Source organism: Streptomyces sp. NBC_00386, from assembly GCF_036063235.1.
GTDB lineage: Bacteria > Actinomycetota > Actinomycetes > Streptomycetales > Streptomycetaceae > Streptomyces.
Window position 1 is genome coordinate 7,917,252 of the sequence record NZ_CP107950.1, and the last position, 22,470, is coordinate 7,939,721.

Genomic DNA, 22,470 nt, shown 5'->3' on the forward strand with positions numbered 1-22,470 from the left:
GCCGCCGCCCCGGTCGCACGTCTCCGTGGGGCACTAACGCGCCCTGCGCACCTCCACGTTGAAGTCCGCGTGCCCGATGCCCTGCATGAGCTTGACCCACAGCGGCACGTACATCTCCACGACCCGCGCGGTGCGGATGCCCCCCAGGTCGAACACACGCTGCGCGGGCCAGCCGAACTCGCCCAGCAGCGCCGTCACCTGCTCCTTGGCGCTCTCGTCGTCACCGGAGACGAAGATCTGGTGCTCGCCCGGCACTCTGGAAGGGTCGACCATCACCTGGCAGTTGACGGTGTTGAGACTCTTCACCACCCGGGCCCGCGGGAACTCCCGCTGGATCTGCTCGCCCACACTGTCCGACTCGACGGGGGAGAGCCGCAGCTCGCCGTCCTCGAACGCCAGGGGGTTGGAGACGTCCAACAGCACTTTGCCGTCCAGGTGTTCCTCCCCGGCCGACCGCAGTACGGCGAGCGCGATCCGCCCGCCCACCGCGTTCACGACCACCTCGCCGAACGCCGCGGCGTCCGCGAAAGTGCCGTGACGGGCGGTGGGACCCGCGCCGCCGGCCCACTCGACGGCCGCCGCGTTGTCCTTGGTGCGCGAACCCAAGGAGACCTCGTGACCCAGTTCGACCAGTTTGCCGGCAAGGGCGCGCCCCACGTCGCCCGTGCCCAGTACCCCGTATCGCATCGTCGTTCCTCCCGTTTCGGGACCGCCGGCCACCGGCGGCCCGCGGTCATTGTGCTCCGGGGCGGCCGATTCGCCTGGACACCGGGGAAAGTGTCGGGTGGGATGGTTCGGTGGCAGGCGACACGGCGACCGATGTCTTCGAAGAACACCGCCCCTTACTGATGGGTGTCGCGTACCGCATGCTCGCCCGAGTGGCCGACGCGGAGGACGTCGTCCAGGAAGCGTGGCTGCGCTGGTCCGGCAAGGACCGGTCGGATGTGCGGGAACCACGCGGGTACCTGGTCCGCGTCACGACCCGGCTCGCCATCGACCGGCTGCGCCAGGTCCGGTCCCGCCGTGAAGCCTACGTCGGACCGTGGCTCCCGGAACCGTACGTCACCGACTTCGGCGAGGCCGTGCCCGACAGCGCCGAGCGGGCCGTCCTCGCGGACTCCGTCTCCCTCGCCGTCCTCGTCGTCCTGGAGTCCCTGTCACCGCTGGAACGCGCGGTGTTCGTGCTGAGGGAGGCGTTCGGCTATCCGTACGCCGACATCGCCGCCGTCCTCGACCGGGGAGAACCGGCGGTGCGTCAACTCGCCGGGCGGGCGCGCAAGCACGTGGACGAACGGCGGCCACGCTACGAGGTCGACCCGGCCGAACGCCGTGACCTCACCGAACGGTTCCTCGCCGCGGCGGGCGAGGGCGATCTGGAGGGACTCGTGTCCCTGCTGGCACCGGAGGCGCGGCTCATCGGCGACAGCGGAGGCCGCGCGCAGGCGCCGCTGCGGATCCTCGACACGGCCGAGAAGGTCGGCCGCTTCGTCGTCGGCGTCACCAAGAAGGGTGTGTCCGGCCTGTCGCTGCGCTTCCTCGAGGTCAACGGCGGTCTCGCGGTGCTCGCGCTGTCCGGGGGCAAGCCCGACAGCATCATCCAACTGGACGTCGCGGACGGCCGTATCCAGTGCGTCTACATCGTGCGCAACCCGGAGAAGCTGGTGTCGATCCCCGCCGGCTGATGCCCCGGAGGACGCCTCCGTCCGAGGCGCCGCAGGCGAGCGAAAGCCCCCGTCTTTGTACGGGGGCTTTCGGCGTTGTGTCGCGAACGTCGCCCGGCGAGAACACCCCGTGAACGCTCCGCGGCGGGGAGCCTGTGCAATCCGTAAGGGTTCGAGGATTGGTCTTGACCAAGGGTGGGGGCGGCCCTATCGTCGCAGGGATAGTGCAGGAACCTTTAATAAACAAGGGCGTGAAAACGCCGCCGGGACACGGCGATTGCGGAGGACAGGGTGGGGACCACGCAGTTGGAATCGGTGCCGGAACCGAAGTACTGGCACCTGAGGACCGTGCTGAGTGAAGCGCTGGACTCCGAGTTCACGGTGGGCGAGATCCTGCCCAACGAACGTGACCTGGCGGCCCGCTTCGGTGTCGCTCGGGCGACCCTGCGCCAAGCGCTCGAACAGCTCGAACTGGAAGGCCGCCTGCAGCGCCGTCGCGGCGTGGGCACCACCGTCGCGCCACCGCGCGTTGGCGTGGCCGTCGGAACCGAACAGCATGTGTGGCCGGGGGCCGTCGGTGACGCCTGGCACGCCGTGGACTGCACCGTGGCGGCGCCGCCCGCGGCGGTGGCCGGCATCCTGGAGACCGCCGACGGCGAGTCGGTGCACACCGTACGCCGTTCCCTGGTGACGCACGGTCAGCCCGCCGCCGCCGAGCTCCTGTACGTCCCGGCGTCCTCGGTGCCGGACCTGTCGGCGATCGACGCGCCCTCGGGTGCCGCACGCGCGCGTGCCGTGCTGCGCGAGCTCCAGCGGCTGGAACTGGAAGGCCAGGACCGCGCCGTCGAGCTGGGCTCGGCCCGCGCGGACGACGCCAAGGAGCTCGACCGCCTTCCCGGGGCGCCCGTTCTCGTGGTCACGACCCGTTTCTTCACCGAGGGGCGCACCGCGGCGGTGTCCGTGGCCACGTACCGCGCGGACACCTGCCGGCTCACGTTCGGTGACTCCGGTGGTGTGGAGATCCACCACGACCCGGAGCGTCGCGCCTCCTGAGCCGTCCGGCCCGGACCGCCGCGCTCGTCGAGCCGCGTCCCTGACCACACCCGTCCGACCACACCCGTCGCACCCCGGAACACTTCGGAGCGCGACGGGTTTTGTGGCTGTGGCTGTGGCTGTGGCTGTGGCTGTGGCCGGGGCGGCGGTCGGCGTCGTCGCGTCACCCGCGCCTCAGTGGCGCGCGGTCACGGTTCCCTCCACCGCGAACAACTGCTCCTCCACATGGTCGAGGGCCAGCCGCAGCGCACCGGTGGCCACGGCCGCTTCCCCCAGCATCGAGAGGGCCACCCTGGGCGGACGCAGGCAATAGCGTGCCAACTCCCTCCGCAACGGCTCCAGTACACCGTCCAGGCCGGCCGCCCAGCCCCCGATGACGACCAGCTCCGGGTCGAGGGCGAGGACCAGGGCCGCCACGTCGTGCACCAGGCGCTGGATGAAGCGGTCGACCGCGGCGCGCGCCCGCTGGTCGCCGTCCCTGGCCAGCGCGAACACCTTGGCGACCGCCTGCTCGTCGAGCGGGTGCAACGGCTCGTCGGTCGTCGAGAGCAGTGTCTCGGGGGTGACGTCACGGCCCAGCAGATGCAGCGCTCCGATCTCACCGGCCGCCCCGCCGAACCCCCGGTGCAGCCGCCCGCCGATCAGCGAGCCGGCACCCGGACTCAGCCCCGCCAGGACGAACACGACGTCGTCGGAGTCGGTCGCCGCACCCTTCCAGTGCTCCGCGACCGCCGCCGCGTTGGCGTCGTTCTCCACGAGCACCGGGCATTTGAAGGAGCGGCTCAGCCGCTCGCCCAGCGGCAGGCCCGTCCACTCCGGCAGCGCCGTGCCCAGGCGCACGGTGCCGTCCGCCTCCACGATGCCGGGGCTTCCCACGCCCACCGCGCGCAGTGAACTGCGGGCGACACCCGCCCTGCGCAGCAGCTCGGCGACCGCCACCCGCAGCCGTTCCAGCCGCTCGTCGGCGGACGCCGTCTCGTCCACGTCCTTGGCCATCGCGCCCATCACGCGCCCGTCCAGGTCCGCGAGCAGCGCCGCGACGCGGTGAGGGCCGATCTCCAGGCCCAGCAGATGTCCCGCCTCGGCCCGGAACCGGAACCTGCGCGCCGGACGCCCCTGGCGGCGTGCGGCGCCCTCCTCGGCCGCCTTCTCGACGACGAGCCCGTTCTCGATCAGCCCCTCGACGACCCCTTCGACCGTCGGCCGTGACAATCCGGTCACCCGGGTGATCTCGGTGAGGGTCGCGCAGTCCGTGGCACGCAAGGCGTGCAGGACCACCGCGGAATTGATCCGTCGCAGCAGAGAGGGATCCCCGCCGGTCAACCGCCCCAACGTCCGTCCTCCCAGCTTGTACGCGTGTTGGCCGGATCGTACTCGTCGCGGGGGACCCCGGCGAGGGCCGGGGACCCTTTCCTGTTCACGGGCCGCTGTCAGCCCGGCGCCACGAACCCGGACTCGTAGGCCGCGATGACCGCCTGAGTACGGTCCCGGGCACCCAGCTTCGCCAGTACGGAGCTGACGTGCGACTTGACCGTCTCCGTGCCGACGACCAGCCGCGCGGCGATCTCGGCGTTGGACATCCCCCGTGCCATCAGTCGCAGCACGTCCGCCTCGCGCTCGGTCAGCGCGGCCCGCTCCATGGCCGCCCGCGCCGCAGGATTCCCACCGGTCTCCCCGTACTCGGCCGCCAACTGTCGTACGGAGGCGGGGAACAGCAGGGACTCGCCCTCGGCCACCAGCCGCACCGCGTGCACGATCTCGGCCGGCCGCGCCCGCTTCAGGAGGAAGCCGTCGGCCCCGGCGCGCAGCGCCTCGTAGACGTACTCGTCGTTCTCGAACGTCGTCACCACGAGGATCTTGGGCGGGTCGGCGACCGTCCGCAGAACCGCCCGGGTCGTCTCGATGCCGTCCATCAGGGGCATCCGGACGTCCATGGCGACCACATCAGGCCGCGACTTCCGGACGAGCGGGATCACGGCGGCGCCGTCGGCGGCCTCACCGACGACCTCGATGTCGGGCTGCGCCTCCAGCACGGCGCGCAGCCCCGCGCGTACGAGGGGTTCGTCGTCGACGAGCAGAACGGTGACCGGCATCCGGCCAGCGTAGATCAGCGCGACGGAATCTCGGCGTGCACCTGCCAGTCACCCTCGTGCGGGCCCGTCCGGGCGCTGCCGCCGAGCAGCGCGGCCCGCTCCCGTATGCCGCGCAGACCGCTGCCCCGTCCGGGACCGGCTCTGCCGTCCGGCAGCGGATTGCGGACCTCCAGGGAGAGCGTGCCGTCCCTGACCTCGATACGGACCCGCACCGGGACGCTCCCGGCATGGCGGAGCACATTGGTGAGCGACTCCTGGAGGATGCGGTAGCCCTCTCTGGACACCGGACCGGCCACCGTCTCCAACGGGCCCGAGACCTCGGCGTCCACCTTGGCCCCCGAGGTGCGCGCCGACTCCAGCAGCCGGTCGGCATCGGTCAGCGTAGGACGGCTGCTCATGGGACGCTGCGCCTCGCGCAGCACTCCCAGCACCCGCTCCAGATCCTCCAGGGCGGACCGTCCGGTCTCCTCGATGGCGGCCAGGGCACGGGAGGTGAACTCCGGGTCGCCGGCCGCGCGCGCGGCGCCGGCCTGCACCACCGCGACCGTCAGCGCGTGTCCGATGGAGTCGTGGAGCTCGCGGGCGATGCGATTGCGCTCCAGAAGTTGTTCGGTCCGTTCCTCCAACGCGGCGAGCCGCTCGGTGGGGGAGGGACCGAGGAGCCGCCGCGCCAGCGCGGTGGTCAGCTCGCCCAGGCCGACCACCGCGCCGTACAGGGCGAACAGGGGCAGCGGGATGAGCAGCGCGCAGCTCCAGTGCGGGTCCAGGAGCCTCACCACGGGGTCGTTGCCCGGCCAGTAGCCGAGGGCCGCCCTGGTGAGATCGACGGCGAACATGGGCAGCCACACGGTGACCACGGAGGTCGCCACGCTCAGCAGCATGCGCGACTCCAGCCAGAGGACGGTCCGCCACCGGTCCCTCAGGCCTACCGAGGGGGCGACCGAGAACGCCGTGTCCTCACCGGTCCGCTCGCCCGGCGCCAGCATGAACCGCGCCTGCACACCCTCACCCCGCCGCACGGCCGGGATCAGTCCCAGGGGAATGAGCATCAGCGCGGGCACCCACGGCTTCGTCATGCCGATGAACAGCCACACACTGACGAACAGCATCGGCACCCACAGGTGCAGCAAACGCGTGTACGTCGTCCCCCACAGCAGCGGGCGCAGAAATCGGGCCATTGCGCCATCCTGACAGCGGGCACTGACATCGGACCTCCCCCGGGCGGGGGAGAGGATCTCCACCCGTGGGGGAGGCGGGAGCCGGTCCGCGGCCGCCACGCTGGGCCCATGACCAGCATCGACGTCCAAGACCTGACCAAGGAGTACGGCAGCAAGCGCGCCGTGGACCACCTGACCTTCAGCGTTCTCCCGGGCCGCGTCACCGGATTCCTCGGTCCCAACGGCGCCGGAAAGTCCACCACCATGCGGCTCGTGCTGGGCCTGGACCGGCCCACCTCCGGCACCGCCACCATCGGGGGTCGCGCGTACGCCACCCTCGACGAACCGCTCCGCAAGGTGGGCGCCCTCCTCGACGCGGGAGCCGCGCACGGATCGCGGACCGCCCGGAACCACCTGTGGGCCCTCGCCGCCACCAACCGCATCCCCGAACGCCGGGTCGACGAGGTGCTGGAGGAGACGGGGCTCGCCCCCGTGGCCCGGCACCGGGTGAAGACGTACTCCCTGGGCATGCGTCAGCGTCTGGGCATCGCGGCCGCCCTCCTCGGCGACCCGCCCGTGATGCTCCTGGACGAACCGTCGAACGGCCTGGACCCCGAAGGGATCATCTGGATCCGGGAGCTGCTGCGCCGGCTGGCCCGGGAAGGGCGCACCGTCCTCGTCTCCAGCCACCTCATGAACGAGACCGCCTCCTTCGCCGACCAGCTCGTCGTCCTCGGCCGCGGCAGACTCCTGGCCGACATGCCCATGCGCGCGTTCATCGACGCGCGCGTGCGGCCTCGCGTCCGGGTCCGCAGCACGGACAGCCGTGCCCTGGGGGGCCTGCTGGCGGAGCGCGGCATCGAGGCGGTCGAGGGCGAGGACGGCCGCTGGACCGCGTTCGACGCAGGACTGGAGGACATCGGGCGCCTCACCTCGGCCGCGGGTCTCTCCATCCTCGAACTCGCCTCGGAAGAAGGGACGTTGGAGCAGGCCTATCTGGATCTGACGGCCGCCGAGACCGAGTTCGCCGCCGCCCCGAATCAGCCTCAGGAGGTCTGACCGTGTCCTTCGCACCCGTACTCCGCGCGGAATGGATCAAGATCCGAACCCTGCGCTCGCTCCTCTGGGGCCTGCTCGCCGTCCTCGTGGCCACGGTCGCGTTCTCGGCGCTCGCCGGACTCGACAACTCCGACGACCCGGAGTTCGACCCGCTCTTCTCGACCTTCTTCGGTGTCAGTTTCGGCCAGATCGCGGCCATCACCTTCGGAGCCCAGGCGGTCTCGGCCGAGTACCAGGGAGGGGCGCTCCGCGTCTCGCTGGCCGCGGTGCCCGTCCGGGGGCGCTGGTTCCTGGCCAAGACGGTGGCGATCGGCGTACCGGCCCTGGGGACCGGCCTGGTCACGGGCGTGATCGGTCTGGTCGTCGGGACGTCCGTGCTCGGTTCCCGGGCCGACGCCCTGACCTGGACGGAGGAGCTCCGGGGCGTGGTCGGCTGCGCCGTCTACCTGTCCTTGACGGCCCTGTTCGCGGCGGGGCTGGCAGCCGTCCTGCGCAGCGGGGTGGCCACACTGGGCATCCTGATCCCGTTCCTCCTGATCGTGTCCTTCGTCGTGGGGAGCGCGTCGGGAAGTGTGGCGGACTTCCTGCCGGACAAGGCCGGGCAGACGGTCCTGCACGCGTCGTGGGACGGCGCGCTGGGACCCTGGAGCGGGCTCGCCGTGACCGCGCTGTGGACCGCCGCGGCTCTGGGCGCGGGGGCGTGGTGCGTCCGGCGCAGGGACGCGTGACCGCACTGGCTTTCCTGACGCCTCACCGATTGTCAGCGGTGGCGGCTTCACCGGACGTCATGACCATCGCGCAGCATCTCGCCACGATCGACCGGCTGTGCGCCGAGGACTTCCCACGGGGCACGGCGGGTCGGCCGCCGGGCCGTACGGCGGTCCCGGGGCTGCCGGCGGTGATCACGGAGACGGACCCGCCCTGACGTGGTGGGCGCGGAGACCGATCGGCCTTGATCCGGTGAGCGCCGAGACCGATCAGCCTTGATCCGGTGATCGTGGAGGCAGACCTGCCGTGAGGGGGTGACCGCGCCGGCGTGACCACCGTGATGTGGTGACACGGAGACCATTCCGTTCGGGACCCGATCAGCCGTCGAGGCGACCGCACACCTCGGCGACCAGGCTGTCGGCGTCGTCGAGCGCGGCAGCCAGTGTCTCCGGGGTGGTGCCGAGCGCGGAAAACAGTCCCTGAGCCCGTCCGGCGAACTCCGGCGGGGCGACCGCGAGTTCTCCCGCCGCCCGGACAGCCCCCTTTTCGTTGAGCACCCAGCGTCGGGCCTGGGCATGGAGGGCGTGAACGAGAAGTCCGACCGCGCGGAAGAGACAGCCGGAGACGTGGAAGACATCACCGCGAGCAGCCCCCTTGCGGGCGCCTGCGAGGATGAACGGTGCCTCCCACCGCGCGTTGTCCATGAGTGCTCCGCGCAGCGGCTCGGGGTAGCGGCGCGTCTGGTCCCGCAGGATCCGAAGCTCACCGCCGGGGTCGGCGAGGATCTGTCCGACGGCCAGCTCACCGACGTAGGCGTGGGAGTAGACACCCAGGGGATGTCCTGGCTGGACACCGATCTCGAACCGCCCGGCGAGGCACTGCCGCCAGATACGGTGCACCCGGTCCAGGTCACGGTAGATCCAGTCGACCCGGTGACCGTCGACGGTCAGCCAGGCGCCACCGTCCACCCACGGTCCCCAGCCGCCCGGCTCGGTCACCTCCACCGGGCCACCGGTCAGCCGGGCCGCGAGCAGGCGCAGGGCCGCGATGTCCAGCGGCGGCCGGTAGTAGAGGCCCAGATCGAAGTCGGAGTCCGGGCCGTGCGTGCCACTGGCCCGGCTGCCTCCCAGACACACACCGACGACGCCGTCGACCTCGGTCAGCCGGTCCGCGATCTCCGTCAGACGCTCCATGCCCCGGATTCTGCCGAGGCGCGTTTCCGGCCGCGACCCGTTTCGGTGCGGCCCCGCACACCACCGGAGAACGCCGAGAGGCCGACCGCGAGGGTGTCCGGCACGAGCTGCCGGTCGCGGGCGGCCTCCAGGTCCGCTTGAGCGAGGTGTGTCAGAGGATCGCCCCGGGCGTGTAGCCCGCGGCCTCCGGGTGCTGCTTCACGATCTCCTCGACGCGGCCGACGACGACGGCCACCTGGTCGGCCGCGGCGCCCGTGAAGGACAGCTTGTCGGCCATCAGCTCGTCGAGCTGCGCACGGTCCAGCGGGATCCGCTCGTCCGCGGCGAGCTTGTCGAGCAGCTCGTTGCGCTCGGCGCCCTGCTCGCGCATGGCCAGGGCGGAGGCGACGGCGTTCTCCTTGATCGCCTCGTGGGCGACCTCACGGCCGACACCGGCGCGCACCGCGCCCATCAGGACCTTGGTCGTCGCGAGGAACGGCAGGTAGCGGTCCAGCTCGCGGGCGACGACGGCCGGGAAGGCGCCGAACTCGTCGAGGACGGTCAGGAACGTCTCCAGCAGGCCGTCCAGCGCGAAGAACGCGTCCGGCAGCGCGACCCGGCGGACCACCGAGCACGACACATCGCCCTCGTTCCACTGGTCGCCGGCCAGCTCGCCGGTCATCGACGCGTAGCCGCGCAGGATGACCATCAGACCGTTGACGCGCTCGCACGAGCGGGTGTTCATCTTGTGCGGCATCGCGGAAGAGCCGACCTGGCCGGGCTTGAAGCCCTCGGTGACCAGCTCGTGCCCGGCCATGAGCCGGATCGTCTTGGCGGTCGAGGACGGGGCGGCCGCGAGCTGCACCAGGGCGGTCACGACGTCGTAGTCCAGGGAGCGGGGGTAGACCTGGCCCACGGAGGTGAAGGCCTGCGAGAAGCCGAGGTGCCCGGCGATCCGCCGCTCCAGGTCCGCGAGCTTGGCCGCGTCGCCGCCCAGCAGGTCGAGCATGTCCTGGGCCGTGCCGACCGGGCCCTTGATACCGCGCAGCGGGTAGCGGCCGAGCAGCTCCTCGAGGCGGGCGTACGCGACGAGCATCTCGTCCGCGGCGGTCGCGAAGCGCTTGCCCAGGGTGGTGGCCTGCGCGGCCACGTTGTGCGAGCGGCCGGCCATGACCAGCTCGGCGTACTCGCCGGCGAGCTTGGCCAGCCGGGCGAGGACCGCCACCGTACGGTCGCGCATCAGCTCCAGGGAGAGCCGGATCTGCAGCTGCTCGACGTTCTCGGTGAGGTCGCGGGACGTCATGCCCTTGTGCACGTGCTCGTGGCCGGCGAGGTCGTTGAACTCCTCGATCCGCGCCTTCACGTCGTGCCGGGTGACCTTCTCTCGCTCGGCGATGGAGGCGAGGTCGACCTGGTCGAGGACGCGCTCGTAGTCGGCGACGGCGGCGTCCGGCACCTCGATCCCGAGGTCCTTCTGGGCCCGCAGCACGGCGAGCCAGAGCTGGCGCTCCAGCTTGACCTTCTGCTCGGGGGACCAGAGTGTGGCGAGCTCGGCGGAGGCGTAGCGTCCGGCGAGAACGTTGGGGATACGGGGCTTTGCAGGCGCGGCAGTCACGTGCATGGAGCATACCGGCTGTCCGGCGCGGCTCCTGTTATGTCCGGGGCGTCCCGGATGCGCAGGTCGCGGCGGAGCGGCACCCCCCGGCGGACCGGGGCGTGCGTGAGAGGTGCGGGGACGGGACGGAGGTGTCGCGCTCGGTGCGCACCGCAGACCACGTCGTCGCTCCTGCGCCCGCCGGTGACTCCGGCGGATTGACGCTCAACTCCTTTGAACAGAAGGGAGTTGTTCACCGTATGGATGGGTGGACGGTTCGGCGGAACGTTTTCGCAGGGTGGTGTTCAGGATCCAGATCGCGGGGGACGGCTTCCGTAACCTGCCTGTGCGTGTGGATCGGGGTGGGGCCGCTCGCTGCCGACAACAGCGCGCAGACCCCCGTACGTCTTCGAGGTGAACCGGTCGTGGGCGAAGGTGAGCTCTGCCGTGATCAGTTGGTTGCGCTCGTCGTTGACTTCCTCGATCTCCTGCATGAGCAGGGAGTTCTTGGCGCGGAGTGCCGTGTTCGCGTTCCGCGCCTCGTCGAGGGCTCTGGCATGGCTGCCGAGTCTGATGGCTGTGACGGTGGCCCTGCGGGCCATGGCTTTCTCTCGCTGGGCCAGGTCCAGCTCGCGCTTGTGCATGTCCAGCTCCAGGCGGCGTCTGTGCTCCGCCATGACGCTGAGATCATGTCGTGTGCGGGCGTCGACCTGCGTCACCATGTGACGGAGCACGGCCGCAAGTGCTCCGGCCACGCCCATGGTTAACAGGCCGATCCCGACTGTCGCCAACTCCCATGTATGGTGCCAGACACCCGCGCCCACGAATGTCCAGCCGGCTGTGCAGCTGGCGGTGGACGCGGATGCCAGTCTGTACGCCACGTTTCGTTACCCCCTTGCAGTGGCCCCCCGGCTGTCGTCGGCGTCGAGATCCTTTTGGAGCTCGATAGCTTGGACGATGTTCCCGCTGAGCAGTGTGCGGATTCTGAGATCAGTGATTCCCCATGCGTCCATGGCCTCCTCCGGGGTGAGTGTTACTGAGGCTACCCTCCGCACCGCGGGCTGAGGCCCGTGTTCCGGCGGAAGCATCCCGCTGTTGACCAACATCTCTCGCTGGTCGAGGCCAAGTACTGACGCCCATGTGGTCAGTTGCGAGGGAAGGGGGAGGGTCCGTCCTTCCAGTGTTCTGCTGATCGTCGTCAGGCTCACTCCAATCGCGATGGCCAGCTGAGCCCGGCCACCGGCTCGTGGGCGTACGTCGTACCCGGCCGCTGTCGCGGCATTTGTGAGGTACTCGCCCACCCTCCTTGCGAGAGCTTGTCGCTCACCGCGGGACTCGTGGGGGGACTCTTCCATGCTCCGCATGTTCCGGAGAGTAGCGCGCGTGTATGCAAGTTGCACGCGACTTGCATGCGTGCATCTTCGCAGGTCAGTAGGCGTTTATGTGTCATGCCAGGCCAAGGGGGACGCCTCGCACTCCAGTTCCCACCAAAAAGTCTCGCCGTGATACCGGCGAAGCAACTTGCGCACGTGTACGCAAGTTGCATATGTTGCATGACTGTGAGTTAGTCGCACGTATGCAAGTCCCTTTGAGGGGGCCCTGATTGCACCGCCTCGGCATCGGCTCGACCAGGCTCCGGAGCTGCGAGGCATCTGCGGGGGACGCCTCGAAACCTTCGGACACGACGACCCGGTCATCCGGCGCCCGAGCCCGGCCATGGCCGGAGCGGACCGTCGCAGCACATGCCCACCACAGTTCATCCACTCATGAACGGAGTAGGCCTTGATCGCCGAGGCTAACGCCGCCACACCGCGGTTCGACACCAGAGAACCGGCCCTTATCGCCCGAGCGCTCGCGGGTGACCGGGACGCGTTCGGGGAGCTCTACGCTCTGCATCACCCCGCGGTACTGGCTTACGTACAGCGCCGTGTACGCAATCGGCAGGTCGCCGAGGACATCACCGGCGAGACCTTTCTCAACGCATGGATGAAACGCGAGACTTTCACCTACCGCGGTATCGGCTTCGTCGGGTGGCTGATCACCATCGCCCGGAACAAGGTCATCGACCATTGCAAGAGTGCTCAGCGCCGTGAGTTCGTCGTCGAGGACATGCTCGGCTTCGACGAGGATCTCACGGTCAGCACCGAGGACACCGTTTTGATCAGTCTGGACGAGGAGTTGCTGCGCCGGGCCCTGGAGCAACTGCGGCCGCCGCAGCGCGAGGTCCTCACGCGCCGGTTCCTCATGGAGTTCTCGGTGCTGGAGACGGCGCGTCAGATGTCACGGTCCGAAGGCGCGGTGAAGACCCTGCAGTTCCGGGCTCTGGCCAAGCTGCGCAGCGAGTATCTGGGGGTGGCGGCATGACCACCGTGCCCGGGATCCGTTCCGCCGTCGAAGCCAATCTCGCCGAGCAACTCAGTGCGTTCGCCCGGGAGTTCGTTGCCGACCTGGAGGCGCAGGGGCGTCTGGTGGAAGCGGGCGGGGCAGGTGTCCTCGAACGGCTGCGGACACAGGTCGAGGCCGGGCAGAACTGCCCGGAGGCCTATCACGCTGCCGTCGACACGATCGTCGAGGACTGCGGCTACCCGAGCGAGGTCGCGATGCGGATCGCCACCGCGCTGAACCGCAAGGGATTGATCCCCGGCGACGACGTCGAGCCGCGGCACGACCACGCGCACGCCCCCGGGCCGGACGCGCGGCACGACCACGCGCACGCGCCCGGCCCGGACCTCGAGGAACCCGTTCCCGGGGACGAGGACTCCGAGCCACGGCACGATCGCGCTCCCGCGCCCGTTCCGGACCGCAGGGAGCCGGTTCCCGGTGGCGAGGACCCCGAGCCGCGGCACGACCGGGCTTCCATCGCCTCGCCGCTCGTGCCACCCGCACGGGGTGCGATCGTCCTGCATCTCGCCGACCGCGGTGCCGGACGGGCCATGGCGGAGCACGGGGCGGCACCGGTACCGCAACGCGTCGACGGTCAGGTTCCCCGGGTGAGGCCGGCCGCCGCGCGGTCACGCCCGGTCGGATGGGGCAGCGCCTCCGCCCGCGCGGTCTCCGTCGCCGCGAGCCTTCAGTCCGACCACCTCGCACGTCTGGAAGCCATGCAGATCAAGGCGGACGGCGAGCGGGTGACGGTGGCCATCAAGGCCACCTGTCTGGACGACTGGGAGTACTGGCTCGACGCGATCGGGGCTCCCCGCAACGTCCGGACCAGGACGGCCGGGCACGCTCAGGTGGCCGCGGGAACCCTCGACGGCGTCGCCGTCCACCTCACCGCGCACGGTGTCCCCGAACTCCTCCAGGAGGCGAGTGACACGGCCGCCGATCCCTTCTTCCTCTGGGGGCGGATCTACGACCTCGGGATGGGGCAGGTCGACCGCGCCGACCGCATCTGGCTGTCGCTCGGCCGGCGCCAGGACGAGCGGGGGATGCCCCTGCTGGTCCTGCGCGGCACGGACGGTCCCCCCTATCCGCTCGCCTCGATCGTCATGGCGCACGGCCCGCTGACGGTGACCCCCCTGCCCTCCGGCGGAATCGCCGGGGACAGCGCTTGACCGCAGCCGGGGCGCCGCTTCGGCTGACTGTTTCTCACTCGTGACGCACCGCGCCTCTGCATGAGGTGAACCGGGGCGACGCGTCCACACTTGCTCACATTCCGTGTACTGCACCTGGCGCAGAGCGACCCTGGCCTGTTGTAGGCGAGGTTGCTCGGTATGGCTGGTTTCCCACCCTGCCGACAGTCCGTCCCAAGGGTGCCGATGGGGCACATCGGCCCTGATCGGTCCACCGGTGGTGTGTCGGTGCCAAAAGGTACGCACTTGCCTTTGCCCCGGCCACGCCCATGGACAGGTGCCGGCAAGTTCCTCGGGCAGTGCTCAGGGGCGTACTTCTCAGGCCCACGCTTCAGTGCTTGGATGCTGATTCCAGCGGGAACTCCCCGCTGGCCTGTTACTTGTCATCCTCTCCGGGGTGGCGAGACGGCTCCTCTCCATGCTCCGCAAAGCTGGAGGGGCCGTCGGCGGGGCCCGGCGTACGCGCCGGGCCCAGCCGTAGTTCCGGGCGCATCCAACGGCGCTCCCGCGCTGTCGAGCGCCCCCCGTGCGCCCTGTGGCGGCCGCGGGGGGAACCGGTAGCGTCCTCCTCTATGCGGAGCATGGGCCGCCGTGTCACTCGAGAGAGCGGCACGGCGGAAGCCGCCCGCCAGACGCTTTGCCCAGCTCTTTCGCCGAGCCCCCGCGGCCACCGTGCTCGGGAACGTCGGCACGTGAACAGGGTCGGAGCCCGCGGCGTCCGGAGGCATCTCGGTGGATCGCAAACTCAGCCGCCGTGGCCGCCCGTGACGTGATCCTCGTAGGGCAGCAGCTCCGGCCGCTTCGCCGGCCGGCCGTCCCCGGACGAGCGCCCCGTCAGCCGTCGCCCGATCCACGGCAGCAGATGCTGCCTGGCGAAGCGGGCGTCGGCGGTGCGGCGGGAGACCCAGCCGGGAGGCGCGGTGGGCGCCGACGGGACGTGCCACTCCGGGTCCTCGGCTTCGTGGCCGAGCGTCTGCCACACGGCTTCCGCGACCCGGCGGTGTCCATCGGCGGTCAGGTGCAGCCGGTCGACGTCCCAGGAGCGGGGGTCGGCGAGCGAGGGTGCCCCGTAGAGGTCGACCACCAGAGCGCCGTGCCGCTCGGCGAGGGCGTCGACGACGGTGAAGAGCTCCTCCATGCGGGGCCGGAAGCGTTCGAGGACCGGACCGTTGCGGCCGGGGCTGCGCATCAGGACGAGCTGCTCGCAGGCCGGGGCCAGCCGTTCCACGGCCTCCTCCAGGAGACCGCGGACGCGTCCCATGTCGACCTTGGGCCGCAGGGTGTCGTTGAGACCGCCCACCAGCGTGATCACATCCGGCCGCATGGCGGCGGCCACGTCCACCTGCTCGTCGACGATCTGCCCGATCAGCTTGCCGCGCACCGCGAGGTTGGCGTAGCGGAAACCGGGCGTCCGGGCCGCCATCCGGCCCGCGAGGAGGTCGGCCCATCCTCGGTACGAACCGTCGGGCAACTGGTCCGACATGCCCTCGGTGAAGGAGTCGCCGACCGCGACGAGGCTGGTGTATGAGGCATTCATCTGCATGGCGAGAAAGATGGTAACCCGAACACATACCCGTCGGTCGGTCGGATCGTCCCACCGGAGCGGGGAGGGCGACCCCGGCGCCGAGCGGGCCCCGGGGTCCCGCCGCTCTCCCGCACCGGAGCCCGAGCGTCTCTCCTACGCCGGCTGTCCGAACAGCTCTCTCAGGACGTCCTCCATCGTCACCAGTCCCGTGAGCCGTCCGTCGCTGCCCATGACCGCCGCGAGATGCGTACGACTGCGGCGCATCGCGGTCAGGACGTCGTCCAGAGGGGTGCTCTCGCGGACGCGGGCGATGTGCCGCATGTCCTCCACACGGAACGGCACCTCGCGAGGGACTGCGTCCAGCGCGTCCTTGACGTGCAGGTAGCCGACGATCCGGCGCCCCTCGTCGACGACGGGGAAGCGGGAGAACCCCGACTCGGCGGACAACCGCTCCAGCTCCTCCGGAGTGACGCCCACGCGCGCGTAGACGACGCGTTCCACCGGGAGCACGACGTCGTGCACCGGGCGGCGGCCCAGCTCCAGGGCGTCACGCAGCCGCTCCTGGGCGCGGTGGTCGATGAGCCCCGCCGCACTGGAGTCCTTGACCAGGCGGGCGAGTTCGTCGTCGGAGAAGGTCGCCGCGACCTCGTCCTTCGTCTCGACCCGCAGCAGCTTCAGCAGCCCGTTGGAGAAGGCGTTGACCGCGAAGATCACCGGGCGCAGCGCGCGGGAGAGCGTGACCAGCGGCGGTCCGAGCACCAGTGCCGTGCGTACGGGCTCCGCCAGCGCCACGTTCTTCGGCACCATCTCGCCGAGCAGCATGTGCAGATACGTCGCCAGGGTGAGTGCGATGACGAAGGAGACCGCGTGGCCCGCGCCGGAGGGGACGCCCACCGCGTGGAACACCGGCTCCAGCAGGTGCGCGATGGCGGGTTCGGCCACGATGCCGAGCACCAGGGTGCACAGCGTGATGCCGAGCTGCGCGGTCGCGAGCAGGGCCGAGACGTGTTGGAGGCCCCAGAGAACGCTCCGTGCCCGCCGGTCGCCCCGTTCGGCGTGCGGTTCGATCTGGCTGCGGCGCACCGAGATCAGGCCGAACTCGGCGCCGACGAAGAAGGCGTTCACGACGAGCGTCGCGAGTCCGACCAGCAGTTGTACGGCGGTCATCGCGTGCTCTCCTCGGCGTTGTGCGGTGCGTGCAGCAGCACTCGTGCGGCCCGCCGCCCCGAGGCGTCCACGACATCGAGCCGCCAGCCGTCGGCCTCGACGCTGTCCCCCTCGGCGGGGATCCGGCCGAGCTCGGTCGCGATGAAACCGGCCAGGGTCTCGTACGGTCCGTCGGGCACCCGCAGTCCGACCCGGGCGAGCTGGTCGGTACGGGCGAATCCGTCGGCCGAGTACAGTGCCCGGCCCTCGGCGTCCGTGCCGACCGGGGCGAGGTCGGGCGTCTCGTGCGGGTCGTGCTCGTCGCGTACCTCGCCGACGACCTCCTCCACGATGTCCTCCAGGGTGGCGACGCCGGCCGTACCGCCGTATTCATCGATGACCACGGCCATCGTGCGTTTGCCGGCCAGCCGGTCCAGGAGCCTGTCGACGGTCAGCGACTCCGGTACGAGCAGCGGCTCGCGCATGATCTGCGAGACCGGTGTCTGGGTCCGGCTGGAGGCGTGCACGGTCAGCACGTCCCTGATGTGCGCGACGCCGACGACCTCGTCGAGGCTCCCGTGGTAGACCGGGAAACGGGACAGGCCGGTCGCCCGGGTCGCGTTCGCCACGTCCTCGCAGGTCGCCTGGACGTCCAGCGCGATGACCTGGACGCGCGGTGTCATCACGTTCTCCGCGGTCAGGTCGGCGAGGTTCAGGGTGCGCACGAACAGCTCGGCGGTGTCCGCCTCCAGGGCGCCTTCCTTGGCGGAGTGCCGGGCGAGCGCCGCCAGCTCCTGGGGCCCGCGGGCGGACGCCAGCTCCTCGGCGGGTTCGAGGCCGAAGCGGCGTACGACGTGGTTCGCGGTGTTGTTGAGATGGGCGATGAACGGGCGGAACGCCGCGCTGAACCAGCGCTGCGGTGTCGCCACCCGCTTGGCCACGGCCAGCGGTGAGGAGATCGCCCAGTTCTTGGGGACCAGCTCGCCGACGACCATCAGGAAGACGGTCGAGAGTGCCGTACCGATGACCAGCGCCACCGAGTTCGACGCGGAGGGCGGGACGCCCAGTGATTCCAGGGGGCCCGCGATGAGCTTGGCGATCGACGCCTCGGAGAGCATGCCGACTACAAGGTTCGTCACGGTGATGCCGAGCTGGGCGCCGGAGAGCTGGAAGGTGAGGTTCCGTACGGCCTTGAGGGCCCCGGAGGCGCCGCGCTCGCCGCGCTCCACGGCACGTTCCAGCTCGCTGCGCTCGACGGTGGTCAGGGAGAACTCGGCCGCCACGAAGCCGCCGCAGGCCAGCGACAGCAGAACTGCGACCAGCAGGAGGAACACTTCGGTCATCGGGTCACCTCCGTCCCATGGTCGGCCAGGGACTGGGGGATCGCGCGATGTCCCGGGCCGCCGTGCGCATCACGGCCGCGGGTACTGGGAGGCTCGCCCATGGATGGACGCTCACGCCTTTCGTCGGAGGAACGATGGTCCAACAAGGGTAAAGGATCGGCAAAGTGACCTTTCCGGGTGGTGGTGCCCCGACCGGTGCCGGCCGTCCCGCCGGGCCCGGGGGAGCGGCCGCCGTCCCTGCGGACCACCGCCCACCGGCCGACGACCAGCGGTCCGGCTAGTCGGTGAGCGGCTTCACCCAGCGCCGCCACTGTTCCTCCGGCGTATACCCAGCCGCCCGCCAGGCATGGTGGGCGGTCTCGTTCCGTTCCAGGACCATGGCGTCCCCGCGCCGCCCCCCGAGCCGTACGAAGCGCTCCTCCGCCGCGGCGAGCAGCGCGGAGCCGATGCCGAGGCGCCGCCGGTCCGGACGGACCGCCAGCCGGTACAGATGGCAGCGCCAGCCGTCGAAGCCGGCGATCACCGTGCCCACGAGCTCCCCGGCGCGCTCCGCGAGCAGGAGTGCCCCGGGATCCCGGGCGACGAGCCGTTCCGTGCCGCTGAGGTCGTCACTGATGCTGGTGCCCTCGGCGGCCACCTTCCAGAAGGCGAGCACGGCGTCGAGGTCCTCGGGCCGAGCGACCCGTATCCGCAAGTCGGTCATGATCCGATCCCATCACGCCCGCCGGGCGCCGGAACGGCATTTCCGCCATGCGGACGATCACCGGCCGCTCAGTTCGCGGACCACGGGAGCGAAGGCCTCCAGGTTCGGCTCCAGCACCGTCAGATACGAGAACCCGTAGCGCTCCCGCAGGTCCCGGACCTGGCCGACGAGCTGTTCCACACTGCCGATCAGGACGATGGGCAGCTCCAGCACCTCCCGCCCGGTCAGCTGCGGGAGCCGGGGCAGCCACGGCCGGACAGCGGCGTCGCGGTCGTCGGTGACGGTGACGATCTGGATCAGCAGGTTGAGCTCGGCGGGTTCCTCGCGGGCGGCGGACGCCTTCCGGTAGAGGGCGACACGCTGGTCGAGCTCGGTGGCCGTGAGCGGTTCCAGCGTGCCGTTCCGCCCGGTGCGCGCTCCCGTGAACGATGCGATGTCGGCGTGTTCCGCGGCGATGCCGAGCATCCGGTCGCCGTTGGCCCCGATCAGCAGGGGTACCCGCGGCGGCCCGCCGCTCGGCCGCTCGGGCGCCTTCCCGCCCGGCCACGGCGTGCCGGAAGAGAGTCCGTCCGGGCCGAGCAGGCGCTCCAACTCCTCGATCGTGCGCAGGAGATGGTCGACCCGCTCACGCGGGGTGCCGAAGGGCAGACCCGCCGTCTCGTGTTCGGCCGGTACGTATCCGGTGCCGAGGCCGAGTTCGAGACGGCCGTCCGTCAGCGCGTCCGTGGTGGCCACCTCACGGGCCAGCAACGCGGGGTTCCAGAAGGCCGCGTTGAGCACGAACGTGCCGAGCCGCGGCCGTCGGGTCGCCGCCGCTGCGGCGACCAGGGAGGGGAAGGGGGCGGGCATGCCCAGATGGTCCGCCACGGTGATCACGTCGTAGCCGAGTTCCTCGGCTCGGCGGCACTTGGCGGCCCACTCGGTGGCGGTCGCCGGGGCGATGAGGCTGACACCGAAACGGAACGGGCGCGACATGAACCATCCCTTCCTCAGGGGGACTCGCCCCGGCCGCGCGGGCCGGGGCGAGCGGTGGCCGGTCCCGGGCCCTGGCGGACCGGGAAGCGGTGTGAGTCGACGGGAACGCCCCGGCCCGGTTGGACCGGGGCGAGCCCGTGGTCACTCGTGGGCGATGGCCGCGAGCACATTCATGCGCGACGCGCGCAGGGCCGGAAGCAGCGCCGCGACGATTCCGACGACGGCCGAGCCGACCACGACCGCGACGATCGTCGTCCAGGGGATGGCGAGCGCCTCCATGCCCTGGAGCGCGAGCACCTGCTGCACGCAGACACCCCAGACGATCCCCAGCGCCAGCCCGAGGATCGCGCCGAACACGGCGATCACCACGGACTCCAGACGGATCATCCGGCGCAGTTGGCGCCGGCCGAGACCGATGGCGCGCAGCAGTCCGATCTCACGGGTGCGCTCCACGACGGACAGGGCGAGGGTGTTGACCACGCCGAGCACGGCGATCACGATCGCGAGCCCGAGCAGCGCGTACACGAGGTACAGCAGGACGGCGATCTGGTCGTGGACGAGCTTCTTGTAGTCGGCCTGGTCGCGGACCTGGACCTGCGGATACGGCTCCAGGGTCTTCTCCAGACGGGGGCGCAGCCGGTCCGGGGCGGTGCCCGGGGCCGCGTTCACGTACAGCGACGAGTCCTGCCCGCCGGGCACGTACTTCTCGATCGTGCCGAAACCGAAGAAGAGTCCGCCCTGCATTCCGAACCCTCCGCTGCCGGCCTGGTCGGTCAGCGCGCCCACCGTCAGTTCGGTCTTGCGCCCTGCAGGGAACTCGACGGGAATCGTGCTGCCGACCCGCACGTCGTGATCCTCGGCGAACTTCGCGTCCATGGCGATGCGACCGTCGCCGAGCGCCGCCGCCGTGTCACCCCGCGCGTACGTGATGTGGGCGACGTCGTCGAGCCGCGGATCGTAGGCCGCGGCGGTCGTCTCCACCCGCTTGCCGTCGGGCAGTTTGACCGCGACCGGGGTGAACCGCTGCCTGACGACCAGTCCGACCCCGTCGGTGGCGCGCACCTTGTCCGTGACCTCGTGCGAGAACGGCACGAAGTTGGCGTTCTGGAGCACGAAGTCGGCGCCGAGCGTTTTGTCGATCTGCTGGTCGAAGGACTTGCTCATGGACGCGCTGGCCACGGACATCCCGCCGACCAGGGCGAGACCGACCATCAGGGCGGCGGCGGTGGCACCGGTGCGCCGTGGATTGCGCAGCGCGTTGCGCTGGCTCATCCGGCCCACCGGGCCGAAGATCGCCGGGAACGCGCCACCGAGGACACGGATCACCGGGCGGACGAGCAGCGGTCCGGCGATCACCGTGGCGATCAGCGTCAGGACGACACCGAGTCCCAGCAGCGAGGCCGCGGTCGAGGTACTGGACGAGGCCGCGCATCCCGCGAGGGCCGCGGCCCCGGCCGCGCCGACGACCCCGCCCACCACGGCCCGTACCCGCAACGGCCGTCCCACGCCCGCGATTTCGGCGTCCGAGAGGGCCGCCATGGGGGAGACGCCCGCCGCACGCCTGGCCGGCAGATAGGCCGCGACGTACGTGACGCCGACCCCGACGACGTACGCTGCCACGGGAGTCGGCCAACCGATCACCATCTCCGTGGACTTGAGGTTCATGCCGAAGGCGGACATCAGCTTGATCAGCCCGACCGCCAGCCCGATCCCGGCCGCGAGGCCGAGCGTCGAACCGACCAGGCCGAGGAGCAGCGCCTCGGTGAGCACCGACCGGCGGACCTGACGCCGGTCGGCTCCCAGTGCCCGCAGCAGCCCGAGTTCCCGGGTGCGCTGGGCGATCAGCATGGAGAAGGTGTTGACGATGAGGAATATGCCGACGAGCACCGCGATCCCGGCGAAGCCGAGCATCACGTACTTGATCACGTCGAGGAATCCGCCGAGCGCCTCGGCGGAGGACTTCGCCTGCTCTTCGGCCGTCTTCACGTCGTAGGGCCCGCTGCCGAGTTCGGCGGAGACGCGCCGCTTGAGCGCAGCGTCGCCGACACCCGGCGCGGCGTCGACGGAGATGCTCGTGGCGGCGTCGGAGCGGCCGAGGAGCTTCGACTGCGCGGTCGGGGTGTCGAGGAAGACCAGCGCGGCACCGGGGTTGGTGGTGGTGAAGGTGGCGATCCCGACGATCCGCACCTCGAAGGAGCCGGGCTGCGCCTGCACCGTGAGGGTGTCGCCGATGCCGAGGTGCTTCTTGTCGGCGGTGTCCGCGTCGAGCAGTGCCTCTTCGCCGCCGTGCGGTTCGTGTCCGGAGGTCAGCTTCACCGGACTGCGTTCGGTGATCTCCCAGTTGGTGACGATGGTGGGGGCGCCGGTCGTCGGTCCGACCGACTTGTTCGCGCTGTCGACGACCGGGGCGTTCTCCACCGACGCGTCCACATGGGTGGCGGCGACTCCGTCGACCCCGGCGAGCCGGTCCGCGAGGGAGGCCGGAACGGTCTCGGTGGCGCCGGTCGGCAGTTGGGACTTCAGGTCGTTCTTCGGCTCCACGGTCACATCGGCCGCGGTCGAGGCGAAGAGCCGGTCGAACGTACGGGTCACCGTGTCCGAGAAGATGAGACTGCCCGCGACGAAGGCCACGGACAGCACGATGGCCAGGGCCGAGAGCAGCAGTCGCCCTTTGTGCGCGAGAAAGCTTCGCAGTGTCGCCTTGAGCAC

General features: G+C 70.8%; 20 protein-coding genes. 7 read left to right on the forward strand and 13 right to left on the reverse strand.

The window, feature by feature from the left end; genetic code table 11:
- Positions 1 to 33 precede the first annotated feature (33 nt).
- Positions 34 to 687 (reverse strand): NADPH-dependent F420 reductase, encoded by a 654-nt coding sequence (locus tag OG780_RS34840; RefSeq protein WP_328454900.1) that lies wholly within the window; start codon positions 685 to 687, stop codon positions 34 to 36.
- 110 nt (positions 688 to 797) lie between these two features.
- Between OG780_RS34840 and OG780_RS34845 the strand changes: the two genes are divergently transcribed.
- Positions 798 to 1,682, forward strand: coding sequence for an RNA polymerase sigma-70 factor (locus OG780_RS34845; protein ID WP_328454902.1), 885 nt, complete (start codon positions 798 to 800; stop codon positions 1,680 to 1,682).
- Positions 1,683 to 1,952: 270 nt separating this feature from the next.
- A complete protein-coding gene (locus OG780_RS34850; RefSeq protein WP_328454904.1) occupies positions 1,953 to 2,714 on the forward strand; it encodes a GntR family transcriptional regulator in 762 nt (253 codons plus the stop codon).
- Between the two features lie 174 nt (positions 2,715 to 2,888).
- On the opposite strand, the gene OG780_RS34855 is transcribed toward OG780_RS34850, so the two are convergent.
- From OG780_RS34855 to OG780_RS34865, 3 genes are all read right to left on the reverse strand, one after another.
- Positions 2,889 to 4,046, reverse strand: coding sequence for an ROK family transcriptional regulator (locus tag OG780_RS34855; protein WP_328454906.1), 1,158 nt, complete (start codon positions 4,044 to 4,046; stop codon positions 2,889 to 2,891).
- A 98-nt stretch (positions 4,047 to 4,144) separates the two neighbouring features.
- On the reverse strand, positions 4,145 to 4,807 hold the full coding sequence (locus tag OG780_RS34860) for a response regulator transcription factor (protein WP_328454908.1): 663 nt from the start codon (positions 4,805 to 4,807) through the stop codon (positions 4,145 to 4,147).
- A 14-nt stretch (positions 4,808 to 4,821) separates the two neighbouring features.
- On the reverse strand, positions 4,822 to 5,985 hold the full coding sequence (locus OG780_RS34865; protein ID WP_328454910.1) for a sensor histidine kinase: 1,164 nt from the start codon (positions 5,983 to 5,985) through the stop codon (positions 4,822 to 4,824).
- A gap of 108 nt (positions 5,986 to 6,093) precedes the next feature.
- On the opposite strand from OG780_RS34865, the gene OG780_RS34870 reads away from it, so the two are divergent.
- From OG780_RS34870 to OG780_RS34880, 3 genes are read left to right on the forward strand one after another with little or no spacing between them, the layout of a single operon-like run.
- The gene (locus tag OG780_RS34870) at positions 6,094 to 7,023 is read left to right on the forward strand and encodes an ABC transporter ATP-binding protein (RefSeq protein WP_328454912.1); all 930 of its coding nucleotides are present in this window, start codon (positions 6,094 to 6,096) and stop codon (positions 7,021 to 7,023) included.
- Between the two features lie 2 nt (positions 7,024 to 7,025).
- On the forward strand, positions 7,026 to 7,751 hold the full coding sequence (locus OG780_RS34875; RefSeq protein ID WP_328454913.1) for an ABC transporter permease subunit: 726 nt from the start codon (positions 7,026 to 7,028) through the stop codon (positions 7,749 to 7,751).
- 59 nt (positions 7,752 to 7,810) lie between these two features.
- The gene (locus OG780_RS34880) at positions 7,811 to 7,948 is read left to right on the forward strand and encodes a hypothetical protein (protein WP_328454915.1); all 138 of its coding nucleotides are present in this window, start codon (positions 7,811 to 7,813) and stop codon (positions 7,946 to 7,948) included.
- Positions 7,949 to 8,108: 160 nt separating this feature from the next.
- On the opposite strand, the gene OG780_RS34885 is transcribed toward OG780_RS34880, so the two are convergent.
- The 3 genes from OG780_RS34885 to OG780_RS34895 all read right to left on the reverse strand — a co-directional run bounded on the left by OG780_RS34885 (position 8,109) and on the right by OG780_RS34895 (position 11,174).
- Positions 8,109 to 8,924 carry a nucleotidyltransferase domain-containing protein gene (locus OG780_RS34885; protein ID WP_328454917.1) on the reverse strand — a complete coding sequence of 272 codons (816 nt, stop codon included), beginning with the start codon at positions 8,922 to 8,924 and terminating at the stop codon, positions 8,109 to 8,111.
- Positions 8,925 to 9,075: 151 nt separating this feature from the next.
- On the reverse strand, positions 9,076 to 10,518 hold the full coding sequence (purB, locus tag OG780_RS34890; RefSeq protein WP_328454919.1) for an adenylosuccinate lyase: 1,443 nt from the start codon (positions 10,516 to 10,518) through the stop codon (positions 9,076 to 9,078).
- A gap of 284 nt (positions 10,519 to 10,802) precedes the next feature.
- On the reverse strand, positions 10,803 to 11,174 hold the full coding sequence (locus OG780_RS34895; RefSeq protein ID WP_328454921.1) for a hypothetical protein: 372 nt from the start codon (positions 11,172 to 11,174) through the stop codon (positions 10,803 to 10,805).
- A gap of 1,105 nt (positions 11,175 to 12,279) precedes the next feature.
- Between OG780_RS34895 and OG780_RS34900 the strand changes: the two genes are divergently transcribed.
- Entirely contained in the window at positions 12,280 to 12,861 is a 582-nt protein-coding gene (locus tag OG780_RS34900) for an RNA polymerase sigma factor (RefSeq protein WP_326789111.1), read from the forward strand.
- Positions 12,858 to 14,051, forward strand: a complete 1,194-nt coding sequence (locus OG780_RS34905; RefSeq protein ID WP_328454924.1) for a BN159_2729 family protein — start codon at positions 12,858 to 12,860, stop codon at positions 14,049 to 14,051. The genes OG780_RS34900 and OG780_RS34905 overlap by 4 nt, the downstream gene beginning before the upstream one ends.
- A 763-nt stretch (positions 14,052 to 14,814) precedes the next feature.
- On the opposite strand, the gene OG780_RS34910 is transcribed toward OG780_RS34905, so the two are convergent.
- The 6 genes from OG780_RS34910 to OG780_RS34935 form a co-directional block, all read right to left on the reverse strand.
- A complete protein-coding gene (locus tag OG780_RS34910) occupies positions 14,815 to 15,612 on the reverse strand; it encodes an SGNH/GDSL hydrolase family protein (protein WP_328454926.1) in 798 nt (265 codons plus the stop codon).
- 135 nt (positions 15,613 to 15,747) lie between these two features.
- Positions 15,748 to 16,761 carry a hemolysin family protein gene (locus tag OG780_RS34915; protein ID WP_328454928.1) on the reverse strand — a complete coding sequence of 338 codons (1,014 nt, stop codon included), beginning with the start codon at positions 16,759 to 16,761 and terminating at the stop codon, positions 15,748 to 15,750.
- Entirely contained in the window at positions 16,758 to 18,083 is a 1,326-nt protein-coding gene (locus OG780_RS34920; protein ID WP_328454930.1) for a hemolysin family protein, read from the reverse strand. The genes OG780_RS34915 and OG780_RS34920 overlap by 4 nt, the downstream gene beginning before the upstream one ends.
- Positions 18,084 to 18,360: 277 nt before the next feature.
- Positions 18,361 to 18,786 carry a GNAT family N-acetyltransferase gene (locus OG780_RS34925; RefSeq protein ID WP_328454932.1) on the reverse strand — a complete coding sequence of 142 codons (426 nt, stop codon included), beginning with the start codon at positions 18,784 to 18,786 and terminating at the stop codon, positions 18,361 to 18,363.
- A 57-nt stretch (positions 18,787 to 18,843) separates the two neighbouring features.
- Positions 18,844 to 19,761, reverse strand: a complete 918-nt coding sequence (locus OG780_RS34930) for an LLM class F420-dependent oxidoreductase (RefSeq protein ID WP_328454934.1) — start codon at positions 19,759 to 19,761, stop codon at positions 18,844 to 18,846.
- A 141-nt stretch (positions 19,762 to 19,902) separates the two neighbouring features.
- Positions 19,903 to 22,470, reverse strand: coding sequence for an ABC transporter permease (locus tag OG780_RS34935; RefSeq protein ID WP_328454936.1), 2,568 nt, complete (start codon positions 22,468 to 22,470; stop codon positions 19,903 to 19,905).